The sequence below is a fragment of the Chryseobacterium kimseyorum genome (assembly GCF_025971945.1).
GTDB lineage: Bacteria > Bacteroidota > Bacteroidia > Flavobacteriales > Weeksellaceae > Chryseobacterium > Chryseobacterium kimseyorum.
In genome coordinates this window covers 175,205-188,191 of record NZ_JAPDHW010000003.1, presented here as the reverse complement: position 1 = coordinate 188,191, position 12,987 = coordinate 175,205, and the positions used below count along the sequence as shown (strand labels likewise).

Genomic DNA, 12,987 nt, shown 5'->3' with positions numbered 1-12,987 from the left:
TGATTTTTACGAATTGTAATCTTTCATTTCTTTAAAAACAAAATTTTAAAGAACGGAGAACTACCCACTTTATTTTTGGAAAGTAAAATTTCCAAACAGATATCTTCACCTTTAGATTTTAGATCAATCCTTCTGACGAGTCGTTCAAAAATTCAATATTTCTTTTCAAACCTGAAAATTTCGTCCGCTTTACCGGTGATTTCCTGAAGATTTCTGAGAACAATTCCTGAGTCAATTCTTTCCACTCTCCTTTTTTGAAATTTTTTAAAGCATTATTAGGTTTAAATTTAGCCTGAAGATTGGGAGCAGAAAATCGGTTCCAAGGACAGACATCCTGACAGATATCACAACCAAACATCCAGTCTTCCATTCTGTCTTTAAAATAATCCGGTATTTCACTTTTCAGTTCGATCGTTGCATAGGAAATACATTTGCTTCCATCTACAATTTTATCAGACACAATCGCATCTGTAGGACAGGCATCGATACATTTCCTGCAGCTTCCGCAGTGATCGGTCGTTGCATGATCCGGAATCAGATCTAAATCACAGATGATTTCAGCTAAAAAATAGAAGGAGCCGCTTTGTTTTGTGATTAAATTGGCGTTCTTTCCTACCCAGCCGATTCCTGATTTCTTAGCCCAGCTTCTCTCTAAAACCGGAGCAGAATCTACAAATACACGAAATCCGAAATCACCGATTTCCTCCTGCAACTCTGAAACCATATCACGAAGAATTTCTTTTACCACTTCATGATAATCTTCCGCGTAAGCATACTTTGAAATTTTATAATTCTCAAAAGTGGAAATTTTTTCTTCGGGAAAATAATTGTAGGAAAGTGAAATCACCGATTTAGAACCTTCAACAAGCAACCTCGGATCGAGTCTTTTGTCGAAATGGTTTTCCATGTATTTCATTTCGCCGTGGAAATTATTTTTAAGCCACTTTTCCAAATAACGGGCGTCTTCTTCCAGAAAATCTGCTTTAGAAATTCCACAATTCTGAAACCCAAAACTTTTGGCTTTGGCTTTAATTAAATGTGAATATTTTTCGGCAGCTGAATTCATTATTTTACATTGCAAAACTAAGATTATTTTATAAATTTGTTGGTCTTTGGATTTGTGAAAAATTCACGATCCATTTTAAGTATTTAACTCTAAAAAATCAAATATTATGTCATTAGCAGAAGTTTTAAAATCAGGAAATTACCACTTAATCGACGTTCGTGAACCTATGGAATTGGAGATGGACGGAAGTATTGAAGGTGCTGAAAATATTCCGTTAGGTGAAGTAGAAGACAGAAAAGACGAAATTTTGTCAATCGAAAAACCTGTTGTTTTATTTTGCAGAAGCGGAAACAGAAGCGGAAAGGCATTAGAATATCTTCAGTCTGAAGGTTTGAAAGATGGCTACAACGGTGGCGGATGGGCTGAGTTGAAAGCGCATTTAGAAGCAACTGAAGGAACTTTTTAAGTTCCTTTTTTTATATCTTTAAGTATGAATTTAAGGGATTATTTCCTTCAACTATGTTTGTCGTGCAGTATGGATGAAATATTGGCTGACAATTTATGGCTTGAAATTGAGAGGAAATATTCTGAGAAAGAAAGACATTATCACAGGTTAAGCCATTTGGAAAATATGTTTTCTGAATTGGAATTTGTGAAAGATAAGATACTGGACTTCCGTACCGTTTCCTTCTCAGTATTTTATCATGATGTGATTTATGATGCAACGTCAAAGCAGAATGAGGAAGAAAGCGCTAAATTCGCACAAATAAGACTTACAAGATTAGGAGTGATTGAGACCGATATTGCAGAAATTTCCAATCAAATTTTAGCAACAAAATCTCATCAGCCGTCAGAAAGCAGTGATACTAATTATTTACTGGATGCAGATTTGTCTGTTTTGGGAAAAGAATCACCGATTTATACAGAGTACACCCAAAACATCAGAAAAGAATATTCTGTATATCCCAATTTTCTCTACAAACCTGGAAGAAGAAAAGTCTTAAAGCATTTTTTGGAGCTTGACAGTATCTTTAAAACTGAATATTTTAAACAAAAGTATGAAGTTCAGGCAAGAGAAAATATAGAATCTGAACTGAACAGGTTATAGTTTTGGCTGAAGCCTTTAATTTCAGAATATTTAAGCGGACTAAAGTCCGCTCCTATTGATTTTGTACTAATTTGAAATAAGAAATACGCTCCAAAAATTCTCTGAATTTCGACACTATCATATTATGATTGAGTTTACAAATTCCGTTGCTTTATTTAAAACAATCTCCGGAGTTTCTTTATGTGGTGTATGTCCTACATTCGGAATGATAAACTTTTCGGAATTTCCACTGATCTGTGTAACCGTCTTATCAACCTGATCTAAACTTCCGTACTCATCATTTTCTCCCTGAACAAACAAGAGCGGACAGGCAATATTTTTCAGCATTGGCTCAATATTCCAAGTTCGGAATTGATCACTGAGCCAAATGTCTGTCCAAGCTTTTACAATGACATCCACTTTATCACCGTGGTATTTTTGCAGACGTTCCGGCAGATTTGTGGTTCTGTAAGCATTTAAAGCATCTTTCACGCCTTGTACCGTAATGTCTTCCACAAAAATATGTCCGGCCTCGCAAATTAGAGCTTTTACTTTCTCAGAATATTTAGATGCAGTAATTAATGCAATGGTGCCGCCGTCACTGTGCCCGAAGAGAATTGCATCGTTAATATTTAATTCAGAAAGCAAATCATTAAGAAGATCAGCTTCCAGTTCCATGTAGTTGTTTTCTCTTTTATGAGTCGTCATCGGAAAGGACTTTCCATATCCCAGGCGGTCATAGATCAGAAAATTACATTGAGTGGCTTCAGCCAACTTCTCAGGAAAATCTCTCCAAAGCTGAACAGAACCTAAAGAATCATGTAAAAATACAATTGTCGGCTTATTTTCGAATGAGTTATTAAATTTTATAAATAAGTTTTTACCCTTTACCTCAATTACCTTTTCAATCATTATTTACAGAGAAGGATTTTTTGTTTCATGAAACTCTTTCAGAAGATTCGCAAATACCTTTTCTACAGGCAAAACCTCATCAATCAAAGCGGAAACCTGACCGATTTCCAGTTCGCCTTCTTCCATATCACCCTCGAACATTCCTTTTTTTGCTCTTGCTCTTCCTAAAGACGCGACCAAAGCTTCAGAATTTCTTCCAACATTATATATTTCCTCGAGCTCGTTAAAAAATTTATTTTTAACCATTCTTACCGGTGCCAATTCCTTTAAAGTAAGATGCGTATCACCTTCATCAAGTTCGGTGATTTTCTTCTTCCAGTTATCATGTGCACTTGCTTCAACTGTAGCTGCAAAACGGCTTCCGATCTGAACTCCGTCTGCACCTAAAATCATTGCAGCTTTGACCTGAGAACCGAGAGCAATTCCACCGGCCGCAATTAATGGTTTTGAGATATGTTTTCTAACGTTGGGAATCAGACAAAAAGTTGTAGTTTCATCTCTTCCGTTGTGACCGCCCGCTTCAAAACCTTCTGCAACAACAGCGTCTACTCCGGCATCTTCACATTTTACCGCAAACTTGGTTGATGAGACTACGTGTGCTACCTTCAAACCTTCTTTCTGCAAAGTTTCCGTGTAAGTTTTCGGACTTCCGGCTGAAGTGAAAACGATTTTCACTCCTTCTTCCAAAATAATCTGAATGACTTCATCTAAATTTGGATACAACATGGGAACATTCACGCCAAATGGTTTATCAGTAGCTAACTTGCATTTCTGAATATTCTCTCTTAAAATGTCCGGATACATGCTTCCTGCTCCAATAATTCCCAATCCGCCACAGTTTGAAACTGCCGATGCCAACCTCCACCCGGAATGCCAAATCATTCCTGCCTGAATGATAGGATACTGAATATTAAAAAGTTCACTAATTTTATTTCTGCTTTCCTGCATCTCATGAAGTTTTTTGGCTGAATTGAAATCTATAAAGTTGCTCATATTGTAAAAATACTAAAATCATAGATTTCACAATAGATATCAGAAGTTTTTTGCAAAAAAAACCTCCAGAAAATTCTGAAGGTTTTTATTTTATTTTTTGATGGATTCTTTTTTCCAGTTTCCTTTAAAGTCGCAGGTGTCGTACCGACCGTCTAACGAAATAAAAGTTGTTGATATTTTTGAATTGACAAATTTCTCAACCATCTCACCCTGTTTTTTCCGCAGAGCCATCTGTTTTATTCTGTCGTAATCCGTTTCCATTGTTATCTGGTGCGCTGGGATGACATCTTCGATTTTCACGATCTTCACCACCTGTCTGTCTCTGTCATCTTTATCATCAAAAGCGCTGGTCACATCTCCTTTGTTCAGTCCAGCCAATTCATAACTGATTGACACCGGAATACTTTCTCTTTCAATTTTATTAGAACCGTCAGCACCAGGAATTACTCCAGCATTGAATTTTGTTCTTTTATCGTCAGAAAATTTAAAAGACGCATCTTTAAAAGTAATTTTTTCAGCTAAAATCAAACCTCTAATGCTGTCAAGTTTCTTTCTGGCAGTTTTCATCTCTTCTTCTGTAGGTGTTGCCATCAAAAGAATATGTCTTGCGTCATAAGCTTTACCAGACTTTTTCACCAACTGAATAATGTGATATCCAAACTCAGATTCTATCGGCTCAGAAATTTCACCTTCCTGAAGATTCAGAGCTGCAGCCTCGAATGGCTTCACCATTTGTCCTTTGAAAATATTTTTCATTAAACCACCATTGGCAGCAGAAGCTTTGTCTTCAGAATAGATTCTTGCCTGGCTTTCAAAACTTTCTCCGCCTGCAACATCCTGTTTGATTTTCTTTAATCTGTTAATCAGTTCTTCTTTATGAGCTTCCGTCAACTTAGGATTCATCACGATCTGAGAAAGAGAAACCTCATCTTTAATCTCAGGTAACTGAGATTTATAAAGGTTATAAAAATCTGTCACCTCATTCGGGGTAACGTCTGCTTTTTCTGTAATTCTCTGATATTTTGCCTGTCCGTAATACGTATCTGTATCTATCTTTTCGATAGCATTTTTCATTTCGTATCCCGTTCTGAATTTATAAGCCGTCAACATTGATTTTTCATCCGGAAACTGAGAAAGCAACTGGTTGTATTTAGCATTTGCCTGCTCTTTGATTGCTGCTGAACGGTTGTCGATCAATGTATCCTTTTTAGCTTCAAAAACCAAAAATTTATTATTGATCAAATTCTCCAAGAACTCACATTTATCTCCGGTACCAGCACCCTGCTGTTTTGCATAATTCATCTGCTCTTCAACATCAGATTCCAGAACAATTTCATCGCCTATCACTGCCGCAATACCATCGATCAACTGACCTTGCTTAAGCTGGGCATTTACTTTAGTTGAAAACAACACAGCAAAAGCTCCAAAAAGAAAAGCGATTTTTAATTTATTTATCATTTTACTATTTTAAACGAGTTGCAAATTTATAATTCTTAGCGAATTACACTCAATTATTTATTATAAATATTTCTTAAAAAAGCCTGATTGCTTACAACTCAACAGCGAAAGTCGTCAATTCTTTAAATTGATTGATTCTTTCCAACATATCAGCTTCATTAATTTCCTCTAATCTCTCTGTTCCGAATTTTTCTACAGTGAAAGATGCCATCGCAGAACCTACGATCAATGCAGACTTCATCGTTTCGAAATCGAACTTTCCTTTTTTAGCCAAATAAGCTGCGAAACCTCCTGCGAAAGTATCACCAGCACCTGTCGGATCGAAAACTTCTTCTAATGGAAGAGCCGGAATTGCGAATATTTTACCGTCGTGGAAAAGAATTGCACCATGCTCTCCTTTTTTGATGATTACAAACTTAGGTCCCATTGTATGAATTTTCTTCGCTGCTTTTACCAAAGAATATTCTCCTGAAAGCTGTCTTGCTTCTTCATCATTAATGCTGATGACGTCAGTTTTAGCAATCATATCTTTTAAAATATCCATTGCAGAATCCATCCAGAAATTCATTGTATCAAGAATAACCAACTTAGGACGCTCATTCATTTTTTCAAGAACGGAAAGCTGAACGCCAGGGTGAAGATTTCCTAAAAGCAAAATCTCTGCATCCTGCATCGATTGAGGAATTTTTGGGTCGAAATTTTCAAGAACGTTTACTTCAGTTGCTAAGGTATCTCTGGTATTTAAGTCGTTGTGGTATTTACCAGACCAGAAAAATGTTTTTCCGTCTTTTACGATTTCCAACCCTTCAATGTTGATATCTCTTTTGGTAAACATATCCAAATGCTCCTGAGGAAAATCTCCTCCAACAACAGAAACAATCCCCGACTTCACTCCCATCACTGATGAAGTAATCCCAATGTACGTGGCAGCTCCTCCTAAAATCTTATCTGTTTTACCAAATGGTGTTTCTATTGCATCAAACGCAACACTTCCTACAACTAAAAGTTTCATATGTATTTTCTTATTTTTTTTAAAGGTCATATGCAATCTCACGATGTCATATGTATTTTCTTATTTTTTTTAAAGATCATATGCAATCTGATGATGTCATATGTATTTTATATTTTTTTTAAAGGTCATATGTAATCTCACGATGTCATACGTATTTCTTTTTTTTAAACCTCACATGCCATCTTTCTCGAACGCAATGCATTATTGGTCTTACATGGAACTCGTAGATTCCACATAAATGATCAATTTTTCTTAATTAATTTTTCCATTCAAAGGTATCAAGCATGTGCATGATATCTTTTTTGATGTAATTGACTGCCGGAGCCAGAGAATCCGGCTTTGGTCTTGTATCAAAATACAGGTAAGCGGTCACAAAATGTTTTGTGCTGTCTGTTGCATAAAACTGAAGATTGGAAGCAGTCTGCCCTTTCAGTTCATAAAAATTTCCGTAAACTTTCTTTTCAGGATACTGAAAAGATTTCGCATCAATAGAACTTGCCTTAATCGTGTGCTCGTAAACCATTTTTTCAGATTCCCTCACATGATCTGCAAAATCACCTTTCACGGGGAAATAAGTAATGAAAACTTTAGCTTTCATCTTCGGGTAATTCATGTAATACCAGCAAGGCTTTTTGGCATCTGCAATTGTAGCAAAATCTGAATATTCAAAAGTATAAGAACAGTTTTTTTCAAATTTCTGATATTTCGGTGTAGGATATTCTAATCTCAATTCACCATAAGGTTTTGGATTTGTTTCCTTTTCACACGAAATTAGCAGCAGAGAAGCGAAAATAAAAATGACTTTTCTAATCATTTTGCAAAAATACAAATTACATTTTAGATTTTAGGTTACAAATTTCAGCATTTCAGTGAGTTTAGAATCTCAACTTACCTTTTCTGCAAAAGATTGAAGTGTACCCGATGAATAATTCACTGAGATAAACATTTATAATTACAGAATGCTGTAAGCGGTTTCATAATTGCGAATATAGTTTTCCAAGGGTTTTGGAAAAGATTTTTCGTGCGAACTTTCAACACTTGTGATGATATAATCATTTTCAGCAATGAAGTTTTTCCAAACTTCTTCTGAATCTACCTCAACGTTAAAAATTTCTATACTTAAATTCTTATGCGTCAATTTATGATTAACCGTTTTTGAACTTCTTATAAAAGTAACCAATTCACCAGAAATTTCAAGTGGAAATTCAAACAGCTTTTTCCAGATGAAATCATCTTTTCTCTGCTGAATTAAAAATTGGCCGTTTCTGTGAACAAAATAATATTTTAATTCTAAATCTGTTGCTTTTACTTTTTTCGTTTTCACAGGAAATTCTGAGATTTTATGCAATGAAAAAGCAAGACAATCATCATTGATCGGACAATCTCCACATATAGGATTTCTGGGTTTGCAAATTTCTGAACCTAAATCCATCATCGCCTGATTAAAATCCCCAACATTTTCAGGCATAATTAAATGCGCCAGTTCTGAAAAATAAGTAAACGCCCTGGAACCGGAAACATCAAAATCATCCGCAAAAACGCGGCTTAAAACTCTGTAGAAATTTCCATCCACGGCAGGCATTTTTCCATTAAAACAAATACTGGAAACTGCAGCTGCTGTATATTTCCCTACACCTTTCAGTTTTAAAATTTCATCATATTCAGAAGGGAAAACTCCGTTGTAATCGTTGATGATCTGCTGTGCCGCTTTGTGAATATTAATGGCACGCGAGTAATATCCTAAGCCTTTCCAATATAATAAGACCTCATCTTCCTGAGATTCTGCCAACGTTTTCACATCCGGAAACCTTTTGATAAAATTATTATAGTGATTTAAGCCCTGTGCAATTCTGGTCTGTTGGAAAACGATCTCACAAATCCAAATTTTGTAAGGATCTTTTGTATTTCTAAAAGGCAAATCTCTTGCATGGGTATCATACCACTTCAAAAGTTTGGTTCCGATGTGAAGAAAGTCTGATGTTTTTTTATTCTTTTTCAAAAAGCCGTCTCATTTTATATTTTGCAAAGATAATTTATTATTTATCGTGTTTTTATGATTTTAAAATATGGAACTTGACAGGCTATAATTTTATTTGAAAGATTAATTTTTTAAGCCTGGCAGTGCAACTCCCACGGAGCTCGTTTTCTTTTTGCTTATTTAATTACAAACATTTAGCTCTTCGGCGCTGAGACATTTTGAAAATTATCTGAAATTATTGCATAAAAAAACCGATGCTTTCAACACCGGCTTTATATTTATTTTTAGAATGATTAATCCTGAATATACTCAGCATCCCACTCGTTACCGTCATCTCCCTTGTGACCGTCAAGTTTAATAACAAAACTTTTAGTCGGGAAATAAGGAGTCAAACGAATGTCTAACCAGACTCTGTCTTTATTCACTTTATCCTGTTCGAAACGAACAATTTTAAATTTCTCAATCAACTTATCAGCACCTTTAATACCGTCTAAGAATGTAACGATTTGTTTTCTTAAATCATCTTCATTTTTAGCGTTCCAGTTTTCGAAGGCTCTTCTGTTTAGGAAATCTAATAAAACTTTGGTCACGTAATCAAATACACGAACTACTGAGTACGTCTGAAGTCCAATATTGTCTCCTGTAAACAGTGTTTTTGCAGAGAATGCCATGATCTTACCATATTCGTTAACCATTGGTACAAGACCCATTTTTTCCAACTGAGAGATTTCACTTTTCTTCAGTTCGAATTTCACAGCGTCTACTTCGTTGATATTACCGTGCTTTTTACCGGCAGCAACCTGAGACATCAGTGTTTTGTGGATTTTTCCTGCCAGTGAAGTTGAAGGTGGAAGTTCTACGTTCTCCTCTTCACCTACTTCTTCAGCTCTACCACGTCCTACCAACCAGTTACAGGTCATGATTACATTACTTCTATGCAATTCACCACCGGTAAGATTAGCAGAATGGAATAAATCTACAACGTCGTCCGGCTTATCCAAATTGGCAAAGTCGGTCACCATCATTACTTTGTTTTCGTTACAAATTTTCGCCCACTTTTCAATCACTTTGTTAGACCCTAAATAACCCGGAATCGCAAGAATTGAATAATTATCTCTCAAATCCAAACGATCATAATACTGTTTGAATTCTTCAGCAACAGCATCAATAAACAAAGGATTATCTAAATCTGACATCTGCTCCAATGAAGCATTGACAATACTTACGTTATCAACCTTATCTAATTCTGTATTTTTATAAAACTGTGCAACAGTTCGGTAAGATGTTTCCAGCTGACGTGATGCATCAAGACTGTTTTTTAAATTGGTCTTTAGATTTTGGTCTGCGGCCTGCGCTTTTGTTTTGCAGGTATCAGCCATTTTCTCAGCAGATTCATTACTGCTTAAGAGTTCAACCCAGAGATTGATTTTCTGCAGCAATTCTTTTCTCTCATCGGTTTTGTTGGCATCATTCAGGAAAATTTCTTTTCTTGCCTTTCTGGTAGGATTCATGTTGGCAATACCGTCTACTACCGATTCTATGAAGCTAAAACCTCCGATTTTACTGAGTTCTTCAACAGGATTTCCTTTCGGTTTTCCGCCTTGCTGCTGTTGATTATGTTGTTGGCTTTCTGCAGCCTGTAATTTACTATCCATGATATTTGTGTAGGTTCTTTTGGTTATTTTTCAAGTTCTTGTGCCACATCCTTTAACGCCTCAATAAAAGCTGCTCTTGTCTGCTCATTTTCAAGCATATTGCGCAAGATTTTATTGGTTTTCAACTGACGTACGATCTTATTGTACTGCTCCTGCTCCATGCTGAGCTTTTGGAGATAGTCTGATTTCTGTACCAAATTTTTGGGAGTAAAGTCAGCAAGATTCTGAAAGCGGAATTCTTCTTCTACTACATTTCCGTCTTCCGTCTCGTGCTGTACAGCAACAGAGGGCTGAAAATGTCTGAAGACATCGTCTACAGTTTTAAGTCCTGTAACAATTTCGGGAACATAAGATTCATCAGTAGTAAGCTGGCTTACGATAAGGGATTTGTTTTCCTGAATTTCCTGAATAGCTTCATTAGCGTCGACCTTGACTTCGTTTCCGCCAACACCATAATTAAACATTGCCATATTATTATTATTTTGAGATTGTTGATTTTGGTTTGGATTAGCAAACTTTTGACCAATCCATTGTTTAAATTTATAAAAAAACTGCAACATACAAAATTTTGTAATGATTTTTCTTTAAATAAATCAATTAGCCTCAGATAATTAAATGATACATAATACCTTTAGCTTTCACTAAGCTATGAAAAATAAATAAAAAAACGCACCATAAGGTGCGTTTTTCATATTAAGATTATAACAATTTTTTTACCAGATTTTGATTCTCTCTTCCGGAGCTTTATACAGCTTGTCTCCAGGCTTAATATCGAAGGCTTTCATAAAACCATCCTGATTTACCAAAGGTCCAAATGCTCTGAAATATCCCGGTGAATGCGGATCTGTTTTTACCTGATTCATCATATACTGATCGGTAGATTTCGTTCTCCATACTGTTGCCCAGCTCATGAAAAATCTCTGATCCTGATTAAATCCGCTGATCAGTCCCCGATTTCCTTTATCTTTTAAATACATTTGAAGTGCATCATAAGCCACGGCTACTCCACCCAAATCTCCGATATTTTCTCCACTTGTGAATTTACCATTCACAAAACTTCCTTTCACAGGTTCGTAAGCATTATACTGAGCGGCTAACTGTCCCACTTTTGCATCGAAATTTTTACGGTCCTGCTCTGTCCACCAGTTATTTAGATTTCCATCACCGTCAAATCTTGATCCACTGTCATCGAAACCATGCGAAATCTCGTGACCGATCACTGCTCCGATTCCTCCAAAATTTACGGCTGCATCAGCTTTTGGATTGTAGAAAGGTGGCTGAAGAATTGCTGCGGGGAATACAATTTCGTTATTTGAACCGCTGTAATATGCATTAACAGTTTGTGGAGACATTCCCCATTCTGTTTTATCTACCGGCTTTCCTACTTTTTCTAGACTCTTTTCATATTGCCAGGCCGAAACATTTTGTAAGTTTGAATATAATGTTGCGCCCTGTGCCGGAGCTTCCACTTTTAATTTAGAATAATCTTTCCACTGATCGGGATATGCAATTTTCACAGTGAATTTGGATAGTTTTTCCTGAGCTTTCACTTTGGTTTCAGGAGACATCCAATCCATTTCACTGATATGATTTTTAAATGATTTTAAAATATAATCAATATAAATTTCCATTTGCTGCTTAGATTCCGGAGTGAAATATTCGTCCACATAAAGTTTCCCGAAAGCTTCACCTAAGACGCCGTTTACAAGAGCAAGCCCTCTTTTATCCATCGCTCTCTGCTCTTTCTGACCCTGAAGATATTTAGAATAAAAATCAAAACGGATATTGTCCAGACTTTCTCCCAAGTTGCTTGCGTTACCGTTGATGACATGATATTTCAGATAATCTTTCAGCAGAGGTAGATTTTTCTGGTTGATAAACTGATCCATGTTCTGGTAATATTTCAATTCACCAACGATCACTATATCTGTATTGACACCAGCATCTTTTAAGTATTTTGCCAGATTTACATTTTTCACCAACCCAGACAGTTCAGATACATTTTTAGGATTATACCTTAAATTTGCGTCTCTGTTCTGTTCTAATGTCAATAAATAATTAGCCAGCTGTTTTTCGAAATCGACAACATTCTTTGCTGTAGCGTCAGAATTTTTATAGCCTAAAACTCCAAATAGCTGCGCTACATATTTTTGATATTCTGCTAAAGTTTTTGTGTTGGCTTCACTTACTTTCTGGTAATAATCTCTCCCCAAACCAAGATCCGGACCGCCAAGATACACCGCATTCATTTTAGAATTTTTCATATCGGCACTTACTCTCCAGCCGTAGAAAGAATTGTCGCCAAGTTTTGTAGCTTCTAAAAGATACTTCTGCAAATCACTGACATTTTTAATCGCATCGATTTTCGCCAAGTCTCCTTTTATAGGATTCAGACCGTCTGCATTTCTTTTGCTGACATCCATAAATGAAGCGTAGAGATTCTGGATCTTCTGACCTTCTGAACCTTCTGCATATTTTTCGGTTAAAATCTTATTTAAAATATTTAAAGAAGCATCATCTACATTTTCCCTTAACGCATTGAAAGATCCCCAGCTTGCTTTATCTGACGGAATCTGAGTTGTTTTAACCCAATTTCCATTGACATAATTGAAAAAATCATCCTGCGGACGAACCGTCTTATCCATATAAGATAAATTGATTCCGTTTTCTGGATAAATGGTCAGTGAAGAATTCTCAACCACGATATTTGTCGGTGCTTTTTCTGCTGTTGCAGTGGTATTTTTTGTCGTTCCACAAGAATTTAAGAATACAATACCTGAGAATGCAAGTACTGCAATATTTACGTTTTTCATTAAATTAATTTTGAATTGTAATCAGTTTGATCAAATATAAGAAATTATGTTAAATGAGAATTGATGAAAATGA

Annotated in this window: 12 protein-coding genes; 2 read left to right on the top strand and 10 right to left on the bottom strand. The window is 35.9% G+C overall.

The window, feature by feature from the left end; genetic code table 11:
* Positions 1–118: 118 nt before the first annotated feature.
* Positions 119–1,066: a tRNA epoxyqueuosine(34) reductase QueG gene (gene queG / locus OMO38_RS05850; RefSeq protein ID WP_264749280.1), complete on the bottom strand. Its 948-nt coding sequence runs from the start codon at positions 1,064–1,066 to the stop codon at positions 119–121.
* Positions 1,067–1,172: 106 nt separating this feature from the next.
* Here queG and OMO38_RS05845 point away from each other — a divergent pair, with 106 nt between their 5' ends.
* Together OMO38_RS05845 and OMO38_RS05840 are read left to right on the top strand one after the other, a co-directional pair.
* Positions 1,173–1,472, top strand: coding sequence for a rhodanese-like domain-containing protein (locus OMO38_RS05845; RefSeq protein ID WP_264749279.1), 300 nt, complete (start codon positions 1,173–1,175; stop codon positions 1,470–1,472).
* Between the two features lie 69 nt (positions 1,473–1,541).
* Positions 1,542–2,114 carry an HD domain-containing protein gene (locus OMO38_RS05840; protein WP_264749278.1) on the top strand — a complete coding sequence of 191 codons (573 nt, stop codon included), beginning with the start codon at positions 1,542–1,544 and terminating at the stop codon, positions 2,112–2,114.
* A 117-nt stretch (positions 2,115–2,231) separates the two neighbouring features.
* Here OMO38_RS05840 and OMO38_RS05835 read toward each other — a convergent pair whose 3' ends face one another.
* From OMO38_RS05835 to OMO38_RS05795, 9 genes are all read right to left on the bottom strand, one after another.
* Positions 2,232–3,005, bottom strand: a complete 774-nt coding sequence (locus OMO38_RS05835) for an alpha/beta fold hydrolase (protein ID WP_264749277.1) — start codon at positions 3,003–3,005, stop codon at positions 2,232–2,234.
* 3 nt (positions 3,006–3,008) lie between these two features.
* Positions 3,009–3,998 (bottom strand): NAD(P)H-dependent flavin oxidoreductase, encoded by a 990-nt coding sequence (locus tag OMO38_RS05830; RefSeq protein ID WP_406567283.1) that lies wholly within the window; start codon positions 3,996–3,998, stop codon positions 3,009–3,011.
* A gap of 90 nt (positions 3,999–4,088) precedes the next feature.
* Positions 4,089–5,456, bottom strand: a complete 1,368-nt coding sequence (locus tag OMO38_RS05825; RefSeq protein ID WP_264749276.1) for a peptidylprolyl isomerase — start codon at positions 5,454–5,456, stop codon at positions 4,089–4,091.
* Positions 5,457–5,547: 91 nt separating this feature from the next.
* Positions 5,548–6,468, bottom strand: a complete 921-nt coding sequence (locus tag OMO38_RS05820; RefSeq protein ID WP_264749275.1) for a PfkB family carbohydrate kinase — start codon at positions 6,466–6,468, stop codon at positions 5,548–5,550.
* Between the two features lie 256 nt (positions 6,469–6,724).
* On the bottom strand, positions 6,725–7,282 hold the full coding sequence (gene gldD, locus OMO38_RS05815) for a gliding motility lipoprotein GldD (RefSeq protein WP_264749274.1): 558 nt from the start codon (positions 7,280–7,282) through the stop codon (positions 6,725–6,727).
* Between the two features lie 138 nt (positions 7,283–7,420).
* Complete coding sequence (mutY, locus tag OMO38_RS05810) at positions 7,421–8,467, bottom strand: A/G-specific adenine glycosylase (RefSeq protein WP_264749273.1); 1,047 nt, start codon at positions 8,465–8,467, stop codon at positions 7,421–7,423.
* A 272-nt stretch (positions 8,468–8,739) separates the two neighbouring features.
* Complete coding sequence (locus tag OMO38_RS05805; RefSeq protein ID WP_264749272.1) at positions 8,740–10,101, bottom strand: DUF5458 family protein; 1,362 nt, start codon at positions 10,099–10,101, stop codon at positions 8,740–8,742.
* A 23-nt stretch (positions 10,102–10,124) separates the two neighbouring features.
* Positions 10,125–10,661 carry a type VI secretion system contractile sheath small subunit gene (locus tag OMO38_RS05800; RefSeq protein ID WP_264749271.1) on the bottom strand — a complete coding sequence of 179 codons (537 nt, stop codon included), beginning with the start codon at positions 10,659–10,661 and terminating at the stop codon, positions 10,125–10,127.
* Between the two features lie 153 nt (positions 10,662–10,814).
* The gene (locus OMO38_RS05795; protein ID WP_264749270.1) at positions 10,815–12,914 is read right to left on the bottom strand and encodes a M13 family metallopeptidase; all 2,100 of its coding nucleotides are present in this window, start codon (positions 12,912–12,914) and stop codon (positions 10,815–10,817) included.
* Positions 12,915–12,987 lie beyond the last annotated feature (73 nt).